The sequence below is a fragment of the Oxobacter pfennigii genome (assembly GCF_001317355.1).
In the GTDB taxonomy this organism is placed as follows: Bacteria; Bacillota; Clostridia; order Clostridiales; family Oxobacteraceae; genus Oxobacter; species Oxobacter pfennigii.
Window position 1 is genome coordinate 276,534 of the sequence record NZ_LKET01000032.1, and the last position, 19,291, is coordinate 295,824.

Genomic DNA, 19,291 nt, shown 5'->3' on the forward strand with positions numbered 1-19,291 from the left:
GTGTAAAATTCATGTCAATGAATCCCGCAAGGATTCATTATGGCGCAATTATTTCAAATGGCTACGTCATTTAAAATAATTATATAATATATAATTCCTCGCTTTTATGGTTTGTATATCAATCATTTGCTTTTTATTTATAACATGCTTTATGGTATTATCTAAGGCTAAAAGCATAGCCTCGTCAATATCCCTAAAAGCTGCTTTCCTTAATTCTTCCAACCCGGGAAAACTTCTGTTGGGCTCAATATAGTCTGCAATATATATTATTTTATCCAACAGCGACATGTTCTCACATCCGGTGGTATGGCACATGATGGAATGAAGTATTTCCTCATCCTCTATTTTAAAATCCTTTTTTGCCATATATGTACCTGCCGGTCCATGTAAAAGCTCCGGCTGCTTTTCATAAATTCCCTGTGTTTCAATACCTATTTCCCTTGCAATTTTTAAAAGCAACTCATCGGAGAGTCCCTTGGCACAGTCATGGATAAGTCCTGCTATTGCCGCTTTATCTTCATCAGTTCCATATAATTTGGCTAGTTTTACGGCAGTATCACGAACACCTAAAGAATGCATATACCTTTTAGGGCTTAGCATGGCTTTTAATTTTTCTGTTATATCATTTATCATAGTCCTTCTCCCGATTAATATACAGCCGGTTTTTCTTTATGTATTCTTCCACCTTCTCGGGAAGAAGATATTTTATGGATAAATTTGAATTTACCCGACGTCTTATTTCTGTGGAAGATATGGCAATTGCCGGCACCTCCAATATTGTTATATCGCTTTTATATTTATCAATCAATTCTTCAACCTTTATATTCAATGCACTTTTGTCATATCCAGGGCGAGTGACTGCAATGAATTTGCACAGGCTTAAAAGCTCTTTTGCATCTTTCCAGGACAGTATCTGAAACATTACATCGGCACCAGTAATAAAATGAATAGAAAGATTATTTCCAAGATAATTTATAAATTCTATTATTGTATCAATTGTATATGTATACCCTCCCCTGTCTATTTCCATGCGGGATACTTCGAAATAGGGATTTGTATCTATGGCCAGCTTAACCATATTAAGCCTGTGTTCACTTAATGTGACGCTCGAGTCTTCCTTGTGAGGAGGTATACCCGAAGGAATAAAAACAACTTTGTCAAAATCGTACTTCACCCTTACTATTTCTGCTGTAACCAAGTGACCGTGATGTATGGGATCAAAGGTGCCTCCCATGACAGCCACTCTTTGAACCTTTTGTTCCTTTAACCTTTTTAGCAGGTTATCCATTTTTCATGCTCCCACCTTATAAATTTATGGGTATGCAACTAAAGAATATTTTACACTATTTTAATTTTTTTTTGAAGTATAAAAGAGGCTGCTCAATTTTGAAGACCATTCGCTATGTTCAAGTTCTGCAAGTTCTAAGGTTCCCTGCCTTGAAAATACAAGAATTTTTGATAACTCGCTCTTACTCAAACAATCAAAAATTCTAAGCGTTTTCTTTGGCTGCGTCGCCAAGAACTTTTAAAGAACCCTCACAATGCTCATTACGTTGTTCAAAATTGAACAGCCTCTGCCTTATATTCACGGCAATTCAATATAAGGCTTTTCCATGGATTTTCTGTATATAACAAATTTATTGCCTATTACCTGTACCGGCTCTGCTCCCGTTGCCTCACACAACATTTCACATGCTTCCCGGGAGGTTATTGAACTGTTTTGAAGGACGCTGATCTTTATAAGCTCTTTTGTCTCCAATACGCCATCCGCCTGTTTTACAACATCTTCATCTATGCCTCCCTTGCCTAAAATAAGCACTGGATTCAATGTATTTGCAAGAGACCTTAAATAAGCTCTCTGTTTACTGTTCATTGCGTTAACCCCCTAGTCAATAAAATCAAATTCTAATTCATTCATTCTTACCGTTTCTCCGTCTTTTATTCCCATGCTTTTAAGCTCATCTATTATGCCGTTTCTCCTCAATACCTTCTGAAAATATTTTAAGGACTCATTATCATATATGTTGACCTTCCTGAAAATCCTGTCAACAAAAGGACCTTCCACCACGTAAACATCGTCGTCCTTATATATTTTAAAATCCTTTCCATCCTTTTCTTCATCAAGGTTGATATAATCTTCCATTTCCTCTTCCTCAATGGGTTCCGGAGTATCTTTAAGCATATCAGATACATAAAGCATGAGCTCTTTTAACCCTTTATTGGTGGCTGCGGATATTTTAAATACCTTGTGACCTCTTTTTTCCATCTCATTTAAGAATTCATTATATAGCTCATCGGACTGTAGAATATCGCTTTTATTGGCTGCTACAACCTGAGGTTTTTGCGCCAGTTTGTCGCTGTATAATTTCAACTCCGAATTTATTTTATCAAAATCCTCGATAGGGTTCCTTCCCTCAATGCCCGATATGTCTACCACGTGAATAAGTATTTTTGTCCTCTCCACATGTCGAAGGAATTCATGGCCTAAGCCTACTCCTTCATGGGCGCCTTCAATAAGCCCGGGTATATCGGCTAAGACAAAGCTGTTTCCCCCGGGAACCTCCACCACTCCTAAGTTAGGCGTAATTGTAGTGAAGTGGTAATTTGCTATCTTAGGCTTTGCTGCAGTTACCATGGATAGAATTGTCGACTTTCCTACATTGGGGAAGCCGATAAGCCCGCAGTCTGCAAGAAGCTTTAATTCAAGAACCACCCATCTTTCTTCCCCCAACTGACCGGGTTCGGCAAAATTAGGAGCCTGTCTTGTTGCAGTGGCAAACCTGGCATTACCCTTGCCCCCCTTGCCGCCTTTTAAGACAACAACCCTTTGATTTTCCATTGTAAGATCGGCTATCTTTCCTCCCGTTTCAGCATCCTTTATCAATGTGCCCGGAGGCACATTAATTATAAGGTCCTTGCCATCTTTTCCGTGACAGTTGGCAGCGCTTCCGTTTTCACCGTTTTCTGCAATATGCTTCTTTTTATATCGAAAATCTAATAGGGTTCTAAGACCGGTATTCACCTGGAATATTATGTCCCCGCCTCTTCCGGCATCACCGCCGTCAGGGCCTCCTCTGGGAATGTATTTTTCTCTTCTGAAGGATACGGAGCCGTTTCCTCCATCGCCGGATTTTATATATATTTTAGCTGTATCAATAAACATTTTTTCACCCTCAAACTATGGAATATGATAATTTTCGTTCAAATATAAACCAAGTATTTATATACAAGTATTATTAGCATTTATAAAAAGTATTACACCACTTTTCCTAAATCAAGCCTCTGTATGAATAGCATGATTTAAGGAGGTCTATGCCTCCCTGTTCAAAAAACCTATGCTTATTAAAATAAAGTCTCCCATAGTTTTGTATTGAACCTTTGCATCAATTTCTTTCAAATAGTTTAAATAATCCATCAATTCTTCATTGTTCTGACCTTCCTGCAATTCAAAATTATCATCAGCATTATTATAATTTGAAACCGTTAAATAAAGCCTGTCTTCTTCATAAATATCTATGTAAATTATTTTTTCCTTAAGCTTATGTGTATGTTCTATAACCTCATCAAAAATCTTTTCCAAAAACTGTGTCAATTTTATAATATCAAAGAAAAAAACATCTCCGATGCTCTCCACATCTATATCTAAATCAACATCCATGCCGAATTTTTGTATCTTTCTTATATAATTATATAAAAATAAAGACAATACCGGGTTATTGGTTTTAAAGAGCATCCCTGAAACGGCAAACTTTTTATTGAGTTCGGCAATATATTTTGCCGCAGCTTCTGCCTTATTCAATTGCAGGTATCCCCAGATAACCTGAATATGATTCATAAAATCATGTCTTTGCTCTCTTAAATATTTGACTATCTCTGTGTCGGTATTTAATTGTATTTCATCACATGCTTTCATCCAATCACCCCTCAATTTTAAGGATAATTATTCCTTCATAATGGTTTAAAAAAGGACTTCGGCATATCATCTTAATGATAATGCCCTGAAGTCCTTAAATAATCAGGTACTTTCTTATTGTGCAGCTTCCTGGGTCTGATAAATGCTTACCTGTTTTTTGTCTTTGCCTTTTCTCTCGAACTTTACTACTCCATCAATTTTGGCAAATAATGTGTCATCGCTTCCTATACCCACATTTTGCCCCGGATGGATTTTAGTTCCTCTTTGTCTTACTAATATGTTACCTGCAAGTACAAACTGGCCGTCGGCTCTTTTAACCCCAAGGCGTTTAGACTCACTGTCCCTTCCGTTTCTGGAACTTCCGACCCCTTTCTTATGAGCCATTATTGCTCACCTCCCGATAAATAGTATTATATTAATACTTTAAGATTAATTTCTATGCATTGATTTTTTCTATCTGGACCTTTGTATAAGGCTGACGGTGACCCTGCTTTCTACGGTAATCCTTTTTAGCCTTGTATTTGAAAACGATAATTTTCTTTTCTTTTCCCTGGGCTAATACCTTACCAACAACACTTGCACCTTCAACGTTAGGCTTTCCTACTGAAAGCTTACCCTCAGCTGAAACTGCTACAACTTCATTAAATTCAACAGTTGAATCTGCTTCTGCTGCAAGCTTTTCAACGTAAATAATGTCGCCTTCTGACACCCTGTATTGTTTTCCACCAGTTGCAATAATAGCGTACATCAAAACACCTCCTCTACAAGAGACTCGCCGTTATCGGGTACGCTTGCGCGCTTTAAAACCCTGCACGTGCGGCTTACCAAAGTATTGTATCATAATTGATATTTTGTGTCAATAAATTAACCTTTATTACTTATATCTACCATTATTTTATCTACTTCACCATTTTGATTATACAAAACTTCACTTACAATTCCATCCATAATCTTCTGCCTTTTAGATGCATTGATATATTTAGATTTAAGTGCTCTTATTTCTATTTTATCTCCCTCATTTACAGGGTTTTTATGTTCGGTATTGATTTCATTTTGATCTAAAAGCTTTATATTGACTACTGAATAATCGATATTACTAAAGCCCTTAAGAATTATTCTTCTTTTGTATGTGTCTTCCAGACTTTTAGCATAATCTATATAGGAATTTTTCAAATAATGTTCTACTGCATCATTAACCTCAATTAATATGCCGGGAGCATCGGATTCCTTTACAATCTGCTCCAGCTTATTTTCAAGTCTTTGTACCATACATTCTTCATCTAAAATTCTGCCGCTTCCCTGGCACAGAGGGCAGTTTTTTTGAAGTATTGAATTAAGCCTTTTCCCTGCTTTTTTTCTGGTCATCTCCACCAAGCCCAATTGGGTGATACCTAAAACACTGCTTTTAGTCCTGTCTTTTTTAAGCTCTTTTCTTAATATGTCAACGACCATTTGCCTGTGTTCCGGGTTTTCCATATCTATAAAATCAATTATGACAATCCCGCCTATATCCCTTATTCGTAGCTGCCTTGCTATTTCTTTTGCAGCCTCCTTGTTGGTTGATAATACCGTATCCTTAAGACTTATGCTTCCCGTGAATTTTCCAGTGTTTACATCTATGGATGTAAGGGCTTCAGTGTGATCTATTACAATATACCCTCCGGACTTTAACCATACCTTTCTTGAAAGGGCTTTTTCAATTTTCCCCTCTATGCCGTAGGCATCAAAGATATTAGCGCTTCCTTCATAATATTCTATATCCTTTTTTTGGCTTGGGGAGAAAAAACCTATCAATTCCTGTGCTCTTTTATAGGAGTTTAAATCATTGATTACCAGTTTTTTTGTGTTCCGGGTAAATAGATCCCTTAAGCTTTTATACACCAAATCCATATCTTTATGTAAAAGCCGGGGAGCTTTTACTACATTGAATTCACTGTAAATCTTATTGCTGAGAATCAATAAAAAGTTAATATCCTCCGTAAAATCCTCTTCAGTCTTTCCTTCTGCTTCAGTCCTAACTATTATCCCTGCATTTTGCGGCTTTAATTTATTGGCTAAATCCTTTAGCCTGTGACGTTCTTCTTCATCCTCTATTCTTCTGGAAATGCCGATATAATCTATTCCAGGCATTAATACCATAAATCTTCCGGGAATGGCTATATGGGTGGTAACCCGTGCCCCCTTCCCGCCTGATGGTTCCTTTGAAACCTGGACGATTATTTCATCACCTATGTTTAATATGCTTTTTATAGATATTTCATCTTTGCCATGACTTCCGTATAAATTATATGGCAAGGCATCCTTGACATATAAAAAAGCGTTTCTTTGAAGGCCTATATCGATAAATGCCGCTTGCATGCCGGGCAAGACGTTTTCCACCCTGCCTTTATATATATTGCCGGAAACTGCTTCCTTATTCTGCCTGTCTATATGTATTTCCGCTAATTCACCGTCATCTAAAACCACGGCGCGAAATTCACTTCTGCCTGCATCTATATATATTTCATTCATTAAACATCACTCTCCGGAAAATCTAAGGGAGTCATTATTTTATTATTTATATTAAAATAGGTCTCAAGCTTTTTTATGTCTCGTATTTCAATGTTTTCAAGCCCTTTTATATTTAGTCTCAGTGCATCTACTATTAATTCGGGGTTTAGATTGCTTGTGCTCCCGCAATCCACCATTGCAAAAATTCGTCCAATGCCGCCTTCAATGTCTATTAATGATAATTCGCGAATCATGGGTTTTATATCAATGATCCTTTCCCCTTTTTTGCTTTGCTTTAAGACCTTAATCTCATCAATATTCAGAAATTCTTTTACAAATCCCTTATCAATATTTTCATTAACATTTACCAAGGTAACCTCATAGGATGCTGCTTTAACCAGAGACATCAAAGAAGGCATCTTATCATCAATGTTCTTTATTTTGATTATCTTTATTTCAGAAGGAAGTGCCTTTCTTAATTCCTCCTCCAATACATCAGCATCCAAGGATAAGTCAAGCTTTAAGTCCATGTATTCCCCTTTACTCCAGGTTCCGACAGCCAAAGGAGTGGCCAGTGAAAAATCAGCATGGGGATTAAAACCTCTGGAATATGATATTGGAATTTTCGATCTTCTTATTGCCCTCTGCAAAGATTTCATTAAGTCCAAGTGGGATATGAATTTTATACCGTATCCTTTAGAGAACTTAAGAAGATAACGCGCCATCAAAACACACCCCGCTTTTTTCAAACTCAAGAATGCCGCAGCTGTGGCAGCCTTCCCTGCAATCGGTCGTTAAGTTTTCTTCCATGGATTTTTTATGCTCATTTATAAGATATTCTTTTGGTATACCTATATTTAAATGGTCCCAGGGCAGGATTTCATCATATTCCCTTCTGCGATTGGCATAAAATGCAGGATCAATACCGCATTCTTCAAAGGCTTCCATCCATAAATCGAATTTGAAATGCTCATCCCAGCCGTCGAATTTACAGCCCTTTTCCCAGGCATTAATTAATACCTTTGAAAGTTTCCTGTCCCCTCTTGCAAATATTCCCTCAAGGAAACTAACCGGCGATGCATGCCAGTTATATGTTATCTGCTTGGATTTTATTTTATTCTTCAGGAAATACTGTTTTTCTTTAAGCTCCTCCATTGTATTTTGAGGCTCCCATTGAAAAGGAGTAAAGGCTTTGGGTACAAATGAGGAGGTGCTTACGGTGATGTTCAACCCCTTTTTCCTCTGTTCTTTTGGAACTTTATAATATTCATCCATCACCTTGTATGCTAAGGCAGCAATACCCTCAATATCTTCAAAGGTTTCGCCAGGCAGGCCTATCATAAAATAGAGTTTTATATTGCTCCACCCCAATTTGAATGCATCGGAAGTGGATTTCATAAGGTCTTCCTCCGTTACACCCTTGTTTATTACATCTCTCATCCTCTGGCTTCCGGCTTCCGGTGCAAAGGTTAAGCCAGTTTTTCTCACCTTTTGTATTTCATTGATTAAATCAACGGAAAAAGAATCGATTCGAAGGGATGGCAGTGATATACCGACCTTGCTTTCTTCATAATTTTCTATAAGGTCATTCACAAGGCCTTTTATATCGGAATAATCGCAAATGCTCAAAGATGTCAAGGACAGCTCTTCATAACCTGTATTTTCAATCAAAGAAGCTGCATCAGACATCAATTTTTTTCTGCTTTTTTCCCTTACGGGGCGGTATATAAAACCGGCCTGACAGAATCTGCAGCCTCTGGTGCAGCCTCTGAACACCTCCAGCATTATCCTGTCATGGACTATTTCGGTATAGGGTACTATTATATCCTTTGGAAAATATGAATCATCCAATCTTTTTATAAATCTTTTTGAAACTGTTTGAGGAGCCTCATCTATTGGAAAAAGCTTCTTTATGGTACCGTCATCGTTATATTCAACATCATAAAAGGCAGGTATATATACGCCTTTCAATGAAGAAGCCGCCTTTAAAAATTCCTTTCTGGGTTTATTGTTTTCTTTCCATTTTATATACAAATCCATCAATTCATTTAGGGCTTCTTCACTCTCACCTAAAACCACAATATCCGCTATCTCCCATAATGGCTCGGAATTGTAAGCACAGGGGCCTCCTAATATTACAAAAGGATTTTCCTCTTTTCGTTCAGTTGCTTTTATAGGTATTTTTGCAAGGTCCAGCATATTTATTATATTTGTAAAGCTCATTTCATATTGAAGGGTAAATCCCACAAAATCAAAGTACGTAACTGCTTCTTTTGACTCCAGCGCAAACAAGGGTATATCCCTTTTTCTCATCTGCTCCTCCATATCCGTCCATGGAGCAAATACCCTTTCACAGTAAGTGTCCTCTCTTTCATTTAACATGTGATAAAGTATTTTCATACCAAGATGGGACATTCCTACTTCATAAACATCCGGAAAACAAAACGCAAACCTTATTTTGACACTTTGAGGCTCTTTATGAACGCTGTTCATTTCATTTCCTATATACCTTGCCGGTTTTTCCACTTTATATAAAACTTCATCGGGCAAGTTTACCACCATTTTTATCCTCCTGACTGACATTTAGCTCATTACATATTATTTTTATAATTTTCTTACATTATCATACTATATTTTATCATTTCCTTCCACAGACATATATTTTCACATATTAAATAATTTTGCATATACAGAAGGTACATTCAAGCTAATCCTTAAATGCACCTTCTATATACAACTGTTTTATTGTGATATCCCCTTCATGGCTCTGTAACCCTTCCATTATCTGAGCCTCTGTTAAAAGGGCCTGTATCTCATAATCCCTGTTTATTAAAAATATGATGTGATATTTATGAAGGTCGAAATGTTTTAATATTTCCCTTACCCTGGTGTCCTCATAGACACACAATACATAAGCTTCCATGATGCCGCTGTCCGTTATATGAAGGTTTTTTGAAACCACATCCTTCATTATGGTGTACATTATGCTTTTCTCCTCATTTTCTGCTGAAAAGTAAACGAAGAAAGGAACCAAAATCAGGCTTAAATTCAAATCAGTGAAAAAATAGGATATGAACCCTGTTAAAAACAGCAATACGGCAATAATCTTGCCTGCCATTACCGCTGTCCTTGTAGCTTTCCTAAAACCTATAAAATATTTCATGGACGCTCTTAACATTCTCCCTCCGTCTAAAGGCAGGCCGGGAAGCAAATTAAAGAGAGCAAGGGAAATATTTATGTCCATGATATAGTTGTAGTCCGGTATTTTCACGCCGTATTTATCGAGTATCAAAAATATCATTGCAATTGCAGCATTTCCTGCGGGACCGGCACAGGCCGTTATTATCTCCTTATATGCCCTTGCCCCTTCAAGATTATCTATCTTTGCTACTCCACCGAAGGGGAACAACTCTATTGATTCTACCCTTAATCCGAAAGCTATGGCGGTAATGCAATGAAGCAGCTCATGAAAGGTCACAAAGAAAAAAAGCAGTGCCATTTCTTTAAGAAATCCTGTAAAAGCACATAAAATAATTAAGGCACCGAAATATTTATTAAGTTTTATCTTTGAAATCAGCTTTTTAAAATACCCCACCTATTCAAGCTCCTTCATATCCGGAATAACATTTATCGGATCTATGGCGTTTCCGTCCTTTCTTATTTCGAAATGAAGATGATAAGACGTAGCCTGGCCTGTATCGCCTACATTGGCAATATGATCTCCTTTTTTGACAACATCATTAACGCTTACCAAAATCTCCGAGCAATGCCCATAAAGGGTTTCTACACCTCCTTCATGTTTAATGGTCACTGCCTTGCCAATCTGGTCGTTGTTTTCTGTCTTTATTACCACTCCGTCAAGTGCAGCTTTAATGGGGGCGCCATTTTCTGCTGCAATATCTATCCCTGTATGCTGCTCCTGCTTTTTATTTATGGGGTTTATCCTTAAACCAAAGGGGGAAGTTATTTTCCCTTCAACAGGAATTATCATAAGGGATGATATATATGCCGCCTGTGCATCTATTGCCTCGGTCCTCCCCGATAATTCTCCCATATTTCCGGCAGCCTGGGATTCTTTGTCGGCACCGGCGAACAAATTATTCCTGAAGCTTAGTGCCGCAGTCTTAAAATCGTAATCTGTCCCTACCACCCATTTGACACCAGTTATGACTCTTGCAATCATGGGATTTTGTATGGAAGATAAAACTATTACTAAAAGGATTATTACAGCGCTCACAATAAGCTGGTTTGCCATATTTTCCAAGGTTTTTATGTCAGGTTTTTTAATGGTTCTCATTTTCGAACTCCTTACCCTGTTTACATAGCTGTTATTTTTGTTAAATCCAAAGTTCCTCTCCATTTTTTTACACCGTCCTTAATATTTTTAATTCAAAGTTCTGTTAAAGGCTTTTATGAAGTACTTATTCAATACATTTATATTTATTGGTGAAAGTTTTTATTACAGCATATATGTGTAGTATTTTGAAGCCTCAACCATTCATAAAATATAAATAAATTAATATAAAAAGTTAAATAAAAATAAAAGGCAATGAAATACTATATACGAAGCAAAATGAAATTTAAAATACCCTTTATGTACATAAACTTGAAAAGGAAGTGAAATTTTGGGTGATATTATTAATTTTGATGAGGAACGCCTTTTGAGGTCCTACGACAGGATTGGCAATGAAATAGTGAACTATATAAAAGATATGGACCTTACTTGGGAAATAGAAATGGCGCAGCGCATATATTTTGGAAAATATTTTGACAGTGTAAACAGGTCAAAAGTGAATTTGAATTATAAACCCTTCATACAATGGCTTATTTTTTCCTACAAGCTTCACAACGGAAATTCTTTATTAGAATGTATAAACAATAATATGGCCTTGAATAATTTTGAAAAAGATACCTTGATGAATCTTAGAAATACATATGAAGGCTTGTATCAGGTACATGGCACCGAGGAAAACGGACTTCTTGTAAAGGATGTATTCTCCGAAGAAAAGATATGTATACGGGATAACAGACTAAATCGATATGTAAAAAGATATTCAGGCATATTCACAAGAATTGTCACCATGAACAATAAAAGCATTTTATTGCCCGGCTACTCTATAATGTCTAATAACCTCCTTAAAGAAACGGAAAAATATATTAAAGAAAGATATCGAATGTATAATAAGTTCCATAAAAACGTACCCATTCAGAAGTTTATTGACAGCAACAGCCTTGTTATACACCGATACTTTCTTAATTTTCACATATAAATGCTAAAAGAGAGCGTATCATGTACTCTTAAATAGAAATTCAGATACGCTCTTTTTTATTGTGTTTTTCTTCAGGAAATATTGCTGATAAGTCCATTATCTTTATTATACAGCTTTGCACACATTTTAAAATAGTGCAGAGCTTCTGAGTAGCTCTTCTTTTCTTTATAAATACTGCCTAAATAATCGGCAATTTCAATGCATATATTCCTGTTATCCCTGTTGTCTAATTGCTCTAAGCTGCTTATAAAATAATTGATTGATGATTCCTTGTCGTTTGTACAAAGCAATTTTGATTTTAAGTACTTGTATAATCCCTGCAGTTGCTTTACTTCAACCTTTTCCATTAAATTAAGAATTGTATTGGCATAATGGTAATCGCCGGATTCTATCAGCTCTTTTGCTGCCTCCAGTATATTAATTGCCATCTTTATGTTATTCTCATTTATGAATTCAATATGAATTTTAGAAATGCATTGGTTTAAGTCATTGAATCTTTTTGACTTAGCATATAGCAATAATCTTACAGAATTTAAATATTCTATCTTCTCTTTTTGTCCCGATATTTGGTAAATATTTTCGGCCTCTTCAATATATTTTTCTGCTTGTTCCATATTGCTGACCATCAATGCTGCTTCACAAATCATATGGGCATTTCTTTTGTTTTGTTCCAAGGACATCATTTCATCTATTATATACCCTATTGTTTTATTGCAGGCGCTGCTGTTTTTCTGATAATAATAAACCCTGGCTTTATTAAACAATATATCACATACGAAAAGAGTATCCTTATCATGAGCTGACTGGGTAATATCCAGTGCGTTATTGAAAAGTATAATGGCATCATCGTAGTAACTTCGGTTCGACGCTATAATTCCTAAATTATGATAGCATTTTGCAATATAATTGGTTTCATTTAGTTTCATGAAAAGCTGCATTGCTGTATAGGTATAATATTCAGCCGTTGATAATTCATTTAAATCCAGTGAATCTTTTCCCTTTTTGTAACAGACAATACCCATGTGCCGGTCCAGCCCGTATTCTTTCGAGAGCTTCTCTACCTCTTCCAACTTTGCCCGGGCTTCCTCTGTTTCACCCCGTCTTATATAAAATTCATATTCTCGCATGAAATAATCGCAGTATTTTCTGGCCTGATCGCTTTCACTTTCCAGAGCATATTCAATATCAAGCTCGATTTTCTCACAAATATATCTAAGCAAACTTTTACTTGGTTTACATTTATCTGATTCCACATAACTTAATTGCGCAGGCGTGACATTATCGCCCGCAACATCTTTCAAGGTGAGCCGAAGCGATTTTCTTTTTCTTCTGATTTTCTCACCAAGCGTAAGAATCTCCATATACCCTTCCCCCTTAAACTATAATATTTTATGCAGATATTGCACAATAAAGATTTTACAGTGTTATACATACAGTATGGTGATGTAAAATCTGTTGAATAGGATTTATGATGTGCCTTATAGTTCTTTAATGAACTCGGTATAATTCAATTGCCTTGGCTATATATTCTACCGCATCTTTTTCTCTGTTTATTCTCTTGTAAAATTCACTCATATCTATATAGCACCCGGCAAGCTCTTTGTTGTATTCAATGCTCTCCAATATATCGGCGCTCCTCCTTATGCTTTCCTCGGCTTTTATATAATCCCCTTTAGCTATATAGGCTTTAAAAAGATGCCTGTAGGCGAGAGCTTCATACTCCCTGTTTCCGGCTATTATGGACATGTTTAATGCTTCATTTATTATTTCAAGTGCTTTATCAAAATCCTTTTTAAGTATATGATTGTTTGATATTTCGATAAGAGTCAAAGGGATTGAGGTATCCTCCATAGCTTTTTTTATTTCCAGACTCTTGCAAAGATAATTGTAGGATTTCTCCAATACGCTGTTCATGGTATAAACCTTGCCTATATCCGTTTGTATCTTGGCTATGAAGTCCATATTGTCCATGCCATCATAAACACAGGAGGATGCTTGAACATATTCCATGGCTTTTTCATATTTGTTCTGTTTCTCAAAAGCTCTTCCCATCTCTAAAAGCTTGTTTCCAAACCTTTTCTTATCTCTGTATAATTCCAGTGCTTCTGTAACCTTCTCAGCATAAAGAACAGACTTTTCAACATCATTTTCCTGGGCATACAATATCATGAGATAATATAAAAGTTTTAATTCCAGCATTGCCTGTATCTCTTCTAAATTTTCCGCCACTCTTTCAGCCTGCCTCATATAACCTAAGGCCGAGCTGTAGTAATTCTTTTGATATGCCACAAGACCCAATTCTATATAGGTTTCTATTATCTTAGTGGTGCTGTTTATTTGAGAGAACTTATGCAGGGCAGACAGGAAATAACGATTTGCATTATCGTAATCAGAAAGATTTTTATATACAAGTCCAAGACATTTTTCCGCCTCGCCAATATACTCATTGAGATTATATGGTTTTGCAGTTTCTAATACCAATAATATCCTGTTTTTTGCTTCTTTAAAATTGCCTTGCAGGATATCTATATTGGATAATTTGATATTATATTCACAAAATCTGGATACTTGTTTTTTTTCACTTTCTAAAAGATAATCCATTTCCAGGCCGAGTTTTTCGGCAATATATTCGAGTAAATCCAGACTTGGTTTGCATTTGTCAGTTTCAACATAGCTTAACTGAGCTGGTGTTACCCTGTCTCCCGCCAGATCTTTCAAGGTTAGTTCCAATTCCTTTCTGCGGTTTTTAATTTTATTTCCCAGTGTCAGTATTTCCATGTTTAACCTCCTGCATATTATTTTGAAAAATGACTCTAACAGAATTTAACATATATATTCTGTAAATCTTTGATTTTTCCTCCCTAAATATGAAATTTTTTAAATAATATTTAACAATATTCTATTTAGTTTTCTAATAATCGAATTCAAGGATAATTTTCATATAAAATATAAATCCAGGACATCGTCCTGGATTCATAATATGTTATATTTTTTTGTTTAAAATAATGCCATTTTCTTTATAGATGTTTATGCCCCTGCTTATTTGATTTATCGCTTCCCCGCTGTTGCCTGTCTTCCCATAGAACTCTCCAAGCATTATATAGGTGTCGGCTAACTGAAGAGGCATATCCATATTCTGAAGGTATTTGACGGCATCCAAAAGATAAAATTCGGCGCTCTTTATGTCCCCTATCATGGAATATAAATTATAGAGGTAATGATATATTGAAGGACGGTATTCCTTGTAGCACTCATCATTATATTTTTCATAAAGATCAAGAAGTATATTCAATGCTTTATCGTAATCCTTTTCCTTTATGTGATTGTCCACCATCAGCAATATTGTCCTTATTATCGAATTATCATTTGTATCCAGCTTGATTTTATATGCATTTTCAAGATGCCTGAAAGAATCTTCTATATTTCCTATTTCAGACAATATGCCTCCCATATTTGTTTCCACTCGGGCTAAAAATGCCTGATTGTTCAACTCCTTAAAAACGCTTATTGCAGAATTTGCATATAAAAAAGCTTCCTCAAATCTGTTGAGGCTTTTATATGATATGCTTAACATTAAAAGAGACTGCCCATATTGATATTTATCATTCTTCTGCTTTAGTTTTTCCATGGTTAAAAGAAGATAATCTATGGTAGCGCTATGATTGCCAAGTTTGGAATGGCACAATGATATATTGAAATAAATGTTCATTAATATGTCATCGTCTATAATTTTATTTTCCTCTAGTATTCTCTCAGCCTGCTTATAAAAATTAAGTGCGGAATTATAGTATGAGAGTTCATAGGTTGTCATCCCCAGATAGATATAAGTCTCCACAACATTTCTCATTTTGCCTGTTCTGAAAAATGTCTCATTTGCTGTTATAAACATACTCTGAGCAGTTTCAAGGTTTCCGTATCCAAATTCAATTTTACCGGTGTATAATTCATTTAATCCTTTATAGTATTCCAGATCATATTGCAAGGCATATGCCATACCCTTATTAATGGATTCCCTTGCCTGCTCATAGTTTTCAGCTAAAAGTGAAGCATCTGTGATCTTTGCATAGTATTCGCAGAGTTTTTCAGCCTGATGTTCCTCTGTCTCTAAGAGGCTGTCAATGCTTACTTTAAGCTTTTGTGCCATATATTCCAAAAGATCTATACTGGGCTTTGATTTCCCGGATTCCACAAGGCTTATTTGTCCCGGTGTTACCTTCTCTCCAGCCAGATCTTTAAGTGTCATATTAAGTTCTTTTCTTCTCTGTTTTATTTTTTCTCCTAAAGATAGTATTTCCATAAACATTTCCTTTTCTTTAATTTTTCATTTAATAGTATTATAAAATATACTTAAAATTTATACAAGAAAAATTATATAACAGCCAAAGGACTGCATTTGCAAACTACAGTCCTTTGGCTGCAATGCTTTAAATTATTGCTTTATATCTGTTCGCCTGAGCAATTTCCGCCTTAATTTATAAATATCCTTAAGTGAATTACGGACACCATGGTGAAGAGAATAAAGCCTTTTATAATTACTGCTCATCTCTTCCTCAGGAACCATTTCAAATCTATCGTCATAATCCTGCCGCGGCATATCCTTTACCATATAAAAGGCTTCTTTTATAATGTCATTATGGGAATTACCCATAAAAACCTTTACAGAATTTACGTTTGACAGTACCCTGCACAGAAGCTTATCTCTTTCAGTTCCTATAACTTCTATATAATCAACCTGCATTTCATCGCTGAAATTATGTTCTATGCTGCTTTTTAGTGTAAAGCCTGCCGCCTCATAAAAGGAAGTGATTATATCATCTATACATGTATTCCTTTGAATACCAAGGACACCTCCTCTTAAATCACAGTAATCATGTTCCCATTCTCCAAAAATCTCGGGAAGTATGATTACTCCGCTGCTGCCTAAAGCATAGTTTATATCTTCCGTATTTTCTTCTTTAGTAATTTCTTTTATCCATTTTAAAAACTGGATCTGGTAATTGCCCTTTATAAAATTGATATATGAATTATCCTTAAAAGGTATTTTTGTAATAAAACTGTGCTTTCTTATTTTTGAATTATCTGAAACAAAGCATATGTTGAAGGTATCGCTGTCAAATACCATCCCTTTTATCCCTTTTCGGCTTAATAGCATGGCCATGGGAAGCATTATACCCGAACCCATTAAGAGTTTCAAATCTGTGTTCAGCCCTAATTCCTCTTTAGCTTCACCGTCAATTACCCCTACGCATTCCCCTATTTTACACACTCTGGGGAATATACCCTTTTCGATTTCCAGCGAATTAATTATTTTATTATTATAATCGTTATTTTTAATGCTGTATCCTAAGAAAGCTGCAGAATAAACATCGATGGCTGTCTCTCCGCACAGCCTGTAGGATATATAGCCGTCAGGAGTGAGTATTTTATAAATTCTTTTATATGCATCGGGTTTATTGTATTTAATCCATAATATTATGGGATATACCAGACTGTTCCAGGGAGCATAAAGACTGCTGCCTTGCTTTTTAAACATTTTTTCGCATATTTCAGACTGGTATTTTGCTCTCTTGTCTCCCGGCATTATAGCGCCCATTATGTTCTTTCCCGCTCTGTCAACAAATACAAATGTCCCGGGCTGATAAATGACAGACATATATTGAATACTTAAATCCCGGTTTTTATATTTCATTTCCCTTATTATTTCTGATACGCCATCTATCCACTCTTCGGGATTCTGTTCCATATAATCTCCTTCTGCTTTTAAGCTCAAAGGCATCTTAAATGCTTCTATCTCGTTTCCTTTATCATCGTAAAATATACCTTTCATGCTATCAATGCCCAAATAAAGCATTAAGGTACAATTCATAAACTCACCTCCTGTCACAAAGCATAATATCCTCGCATTATTATATATGCTGTTTATAAAAAAATGACACAAAAACAGGTCCGGCAGCACCGGACCTGAAATTGCAAATACTTTACCTGTTAATTTTTTTAACCCCATCAATAAAATCTCCTGCAAAGCCTGAAATGCCTTTTCCGGCCTTTGAAATTATACCTTTGGCTTTCTTATCTATTCCCGGCAGGAAAGCCAGCCCAGCCGTTGCTCCTAATATCGCCCCTGTTGCCATACCTCTTAAAAACCTCTTTTTCAAAATATCACCTCTTTAGCAGCATATATACTTATCCTTATTTGTTATAGTCTGCAGTTTTTTATTATGTAATCATGGTAAATTTTAGTGGTATCGAAAATAAATATTATAGCCACTATATACCATAAATGATAGAATAAATGAAAAGCATGCTTACTGCATAATCTTTATGATACCCTGGAGGTTTTTATATGAAGGATATATTTGCAAATTGTGCGGCCAAAAAAATAGCCGGAGATTTAAATTTTTCAGTCTATGAAACTCCATGGCTTACAGAATATATATTAAAATACTCCTTCATAAAAGAAAAATGGGGAGCCTTGAATATAATCAATTTTACTGATGCGGAAAACATATTAAAAAATGAGGCACTTGATATGAAAACAATAATGGATAAACAGTTATCCGCATATAAGGCCGCCGGCGGAAAAGCAGTTATTTACTATAATATTTTTGTAAGTCAGGATGGCTTAAGTGAGGATGAAATTAAAATCCTTTTAAGCCTTTTCAAGCATTCCATTGTTTTACAGGCTACTTTTATTCCTGTAGTTATTGACCTTAAGAATAAAAGCATAGCTGCACCCAATAAATCAGACCTAATGAAAATAGGGGTGTATAATATTTTGAATGAATGTATGCTTAACATACCTTCTTATGATGGTTTTGAGAGTTTTGAGGTTTATATGAACAATGCTGCTTTAAAAAACAAACAAGGAAGCAGCAGGATAATAATTAAATCCAAAAAGCCTGTATTTACATATATACTTATCCTTATTAATATTGGGATTTTTGTTATGATGGAATATGCGGGAGGAACCAGAAACCCTGATGTGCTTAAGTCCTTCGGAATAAAAATTAATTCACTTATATTGGCCGGACAATACTGGCGTCTTATAACCTCAGCCTTTATACACATAGGCTTTGCCCATATAGCTTTCAACATGTACGGCCTGTATAATTTAGGCAGCATAGTAGAGCGGATATACGGAAATAAAAAATTCTTATTTATATACTTTGTATCGGCAATTTTAGGTTCTTTAAGCAGCCTTGTATTTTCACCCGTACCTTCAGCCGGTGCATCAGGGGCCATCTTTGGCATGTTTGGCGCCCTCCTCTTTCTAGGAAGAAAAATTCCCGGACTCTTTTCCACTTCATCCGGCCTTAATATCCTGGCGGTTTTAGGCTTTAACCTTTTTTATGGATTTATCACCCCGGGCATAGATAATTATGCACACATCGGCGGTCTCCTTGGTGGTTATATATCTGCCAGCATGGCAGGATTTAATAATTCTTCGGAAAAATAAGAACCCCACCCGCTATAGCAATCGAAGATTTCTAGCGGGTCCTTAGAACCTTGTTGCTGCACAATAAAAGAGAGGCGCATTTGAAACAACGTAAATGAGCATTTGTGAGAGTTCTCTCTAAAGCTCTTGGTGACTCTTCCGCAGAAAATACTTAGAATTTTA

The 19,291-nt window shown here is 35.9% G+C and carries 19 protein-coding genes; 2 read left to right on the top strand and 17 right to left on the bottom strand.

Features of this window, described 5'->3' with window-relative positions:
• Positions 1 to 66: 66 nt before the first annotated feature.
• From yqeK to OXPF_RS11565, 12 genes are all read right to left on the bottom strand, one after another.
• Positions 67 to 633: a bis(5'-nucleosyl)-tetraphosphatase (symmetrical) YqeK gene (gene yqeK, locus OXPF_RS11510; protein ID WP_054875352.1), complete on the bottom strand. Its 567-nt coding sequence runs from the start codon at positions 631 to 633 to the stop codon at positions 67 to 69.
• Positions 623 to 1,288: a nicotinate-nucleotide adenylyltransferase gene (gene nadD, locus OXPF_RS11515; protein ID WP_054875353.1), complete on the bottom strand. Its 666-nt coding sequence runs from the start codon at positions 1,286 to 1,288 to the stop codon at positions 623 to 625. The genes yqeK and nadD overlap by 11 nt, the downstream gene beginning before the upstream one ends.
• A gap of 297 nt (positions 1,289 to 1,585) precedes the next feature.
• The gene (gene yhbY, locus OXPF_RS11520) at positions 1,586 to 1,873 is read right to left on the bottom strand and encodes a ribosome assembly RNA-binding protein YhbY (protein WP_054875354.1); all 288 of its coding nucleotides are present in this window, start codon (positions 1,871 to 1,873) and stop codon (positions 1,586 to 1,588) included.
• A 12-nt stretch (positions 1,874 to 1,885) separates the two neighbouring features.
• On the bottom strand, positions 1,886 to 3,163 hold the full coding sequence (gene obgE / locus OXPF_RS11525) for a GTPase ObgE (RefSeq protein WP_054875355.1): 1,278 nt from the start codon (positions 3,161 to 3,163) through the stop codon (positions 1,886 to 1,888).
• A 147-nt stretch (positions 3,164 to 3,310) separates the two neighbouring features.
• Positions 3,311 to 3,913, bottom strand: a complete 603-nt coding sequence (locus OXPF_RS11530) for a Spo0B domain-containing protein (RefSeq protein WP_054875356.1) — start codon at positions 3,911 to 3,913, stop codon at positions 3,311 to 3,313.
• 114 nt (positions 3,914 to 4,027) lie between these two features.
• On the bottom strand, positions 4,028 to 4,297 hold the full coding sequence (gene rpmA / locus OXPF_RS11535) for a 50S ribosomal protein L27 (RefSeq protein WP_054875357.1): 270 nt from the start codon (positions 4,295 to 4,297) through the stop codon (positions 4,028 to 4,030).
• Positions 4,298 to 4,349: 52 nt separating this feature from the next.
• Positions 4,350 to 4,661, bottom strand: coding sequence for a 50S ribosomal protein L21 (gene rplU / locus OXPF_RS11540; RefSeq protein ID WP_054875358.1), 312 nt, complete (start codon positions 4,659 to 4,661; stop codon positions 4,350 to 4,352).
• A gap of 116 nt (positions 4,662 to 4,777) precedes the next feature.
• Positions 4,778 to 6,424: an Rne/Rng family ribonuclease gene (locus tag OXPF_RS11545; protein ID WP_083479873.1), complete on the bottom strand. Its 1,647-nt coding sequence runs from the start codon at positions 6,422 to 6,424 to the stop codon at positions 4,778 to 4,780.
• Positions 6,424 to 7,128 carry a TIGR03936 family radical SAM-associated protein gene (locus OXPF_RS11550; protein WP_054875359.1) on the bottom strand — a complete coding sequence of 235 codons (705 nt, stop codon included), beginning with the start codon at positions 7,126 to 7,128 and terminating at the stop codon, positions 6,424 to 6,426. The genes OXPF_RS11545 and OXPF_RS11550 overlap by 1 nt, the downstream gene beginning before the upstream one ends.
• On the bottom strand, positions 7,109 to 8,965 hold the full coding sequence (locus OXPF_RS11555; RefSeq protein WP_054875360.1) for a TIGR03960 family B12-binding radical SAM protein: 1,857 nt from the start codon (positions 8,963 to 8,965) through the stop codon (positions 7,109 to 7,111). Before OXPF_RS11555 ends, OXPF_RS11550 begins: the two co-directional genes overlap by 20 nt.
• A 145-nt stretch (positions 8,966 to 9,110) precedes the next feature.
• Positions 9,111 to 9,998: a M50 family metallopeptidase gene (locus OXPF_RS11560; RefSeq protein WP_054875361.1), complete on the bottom strand. Its 888-nt coding sequence runs from the start codon at positions 9,996 to 9,998 to the stop codon at positions 9,111 to 9,113.
• Positions 9,999 to 10,700, bottom strand: a complete 702-nt coding sequence (locus OXPF_RS11565) for a M23 family metallopeptidase (RefSeq protein WP_054875362.1) — start codon at positions 10,698 to 10,700, stop codon at positions 9,999 to 10,001. It lies immediately after the preceding gene.
• Between the two features lie 328 nt (positions 10,701 to 11,028).
• Between OXPF_RS11565 and OXPF_RS11570 the strand changes: the two genes are divergently transcribed.
• A complete protein-coding gene (locus OXPF_RS11570; RefSeq protein ID WP_054875363.1) occupies positions 11,029 to 11,673 on the top strand; it encodes a DUF7986 domain-containing protein in 645 nt (214 codons plus the stop codon).
• 71 nt (positions 11,674 to 11,744) lie between these two features.
• On the opposite strand, the gene OXPF_RS11575 is transcribed toward OXPF_RS11570, so the two are convergent.
• The 5 genes from OXPF_RS11575 to OXPF_RS22495 form a co-directional block, all read right to left on the bottom strand.
• Entirely contained in the window at positions 11,745 to 13,034 is a 1,290-nt protein-coding gene (locus tag OXPF_RS11575) for a helix-turn-helix transcriptional regulator (protein ID WP_054875364.1), read from the bottom strand.
• Between the two features lie 127 nt (positions 13,035 to 13,161).
• On the bottom strand, positions 13,162 to 14,451 hold the full coding sequence (locus OXPF_RS11580; protein WP_054875365.1) for a helix-turn-helix domain-containing protein: 1,290 nt from the start codon (positions 14,449 to 14,451) through the stop codon (positions 13,162 to 13,164).
• Positions 14,452 to 14,656: 205 nt separating this feature from the next.
• Entirely contained in the window at positions 14,657 to 15,970 is a 1,314-nt protein-coding gene (locus OXPF_RS11585; RefSeq protein ID WP_054875366.1) for a helix-turn-helix domain-containing protein, read from the bottom strand.
• 132 nt (positions 15,971 to 16,102) lie between these two features.
• Positions 16,103 to 17,539, bottom strand: a complete 1,437-nt coding sequence (locus OXPF_RS11590; RefSeq protein WP_160317207.1) for an FGGY family carbohydrate kinase — start codon at positions 17,537 to 17,539, stop codon at positions 16,103 to 16,105.
• Positions 17,540 to 17,651: 112 nt separating this feature from the next.
• Positions 17,652 to 17,828, bottom strand: coding sequence for a hypothetical protein (locus OXPF_RS22495; RefSeq protein WP_160317208.1), 177 nt, complete (start codon positions 17,826 to 17,828; stop codon positions 17,652 to 17,654).
• Positions 17,829 to 18,016: 188 nt separating this feature from the next.
• Between OXPF_RS22495 and OXPF_RS23110 the strand changes: the two genes are divergently transcribed.
• On the top strand, positions 18,017 to 19,129 hold the full coding sequence (locus OXPF_RS23110) for a rhomboid family intramembrane serine protease (protein WP_242854392.1): 1,113 nt from the start codon (positions 18,017 to 18,019) through the stop codon (positions 19,127 to 19,129).
• The last annotated feature ends 162 nt before the right edge of the window (positions 19,130 to 19,291 follow it).

What these genes read in the sequence shown, in the direction of transcription:
- OXPF_RS11555 (WP_054875360.1), bottom strand. Translation starts at nt 8,965, where the DNA reads ATGGTGGTAAACTTGCCCGATGAAGTTTTATATAAAGTGGAAAAACCG.
- OXPF_RS11530 (WP_054875356.1), bottom strand. Translation starts at nt 3,913, where the DNA reads ATGAAAGCATGTGATGAAATACAATTAAATACCGACACAGAGATAGTC.
- rpmA (WP_054875357.1), bottom strand. Translation starts at nt 4,297, where the DNA reads ATGGCTCATAAGAAAGGGGTCGGAAGTTCCAGAAACGGAAGGGACAGT.
- OXPF_RS11545 (WP_083479873.1), bottom strand. Translation starts at nt 6,424, where the DNA reads ATGAATGAAATATATATAGATGCAGGCAGAAGTGAATTTCGCGCCGTG.
- obgE (WP_054875355.1), bottom strand. Translation starts at nt 3,163, where the DNA reads ATGTTTATTGATACAGCTAAAATATATATAAAATCCGGCGATGGAGGA.
- OXPF_RS11590 (WP_160317207.1), bottom strand. Translation starts at nt 17,539, where the DNA reads ATGAATTGTACCTTAATGCTTTATTTGGGCATTGATAGCATGAAAGGT.
- OXPF_RS11585 (WP_054875366.1), bottom strand. Translation starts at nt 15,970, where the DNA reads ATGGAAATACTATCTTTAGGAGAAAAAATAAAACAGAGAAGAAAAGAA.
- yhbY (WP_054875354.1), bottom strand. Translation starts at nt 1,873, where the DNA reads ATGAACAGTAAACAGAGAGCTTATTTAAGGTCTCTTGCAAATACATTG.
- nadD (WP_054875353.1), bottom strand. Translation starts at nt 1,288, where the DNA reads ATGGATAACCTGCTAAAAAGGTTAAAGGAACAAAAGGTTCAAAGAGTG.
- OXPF_RS11580 (WP_054875365.1), bottom strand. Translation starts at nt 14,451, where the DNA reads ATGGAAATACTGACACTGGGAAATAAAATTAAAAACCGCAGAAAGGAA.
- rplU (WP_054875358.1), bottom strand. Translation starts at nt 4,661, where the DNA reads ATGTACGCTATTATTGCAACTGGTGGAAAACAATACAGGGTGTCAGAA.
- OXPF_RS23110 (WP_242854392.1), top strand. Translation starts at nt 18,017, where the DNA reads ATGAAGGATATATTTGCAAATTGTGCGGCCAAAAAAATAGCCGGAGAT.
- OXPF_RS11565 (WP_054875362.1), bottom strand. Translation starts at nt 10,700, where the DNA reads ATGAGAACCATTAAAAAACCTGACATAAAAACCTTGGAAAATATGGCA.
- OXPF_RS11550 (WP_054875359.1), bottom strand. Translation starts at nt 7,128, where the DNA reads ATGGCGCGTTATCTTCTTAAGTTCTCTAAAGGATACGGTATAAAATTC.
- yqeK (WP_054875352.1), bottom strand. Translation starts at nt 633, where the DNA reads ATGATAAATGATATAACAGAAAAATTAAAAGCCATGCTAAGCCCTAAA.
- OXPF_RS11575 (WP_054875364.1), bottom strand. Translation starts at nt 13,034, where the DNA reads ATGGAGATTCTTACGCTTGGTGAGAAAATCAGAAGAAAAAGAAAATCG.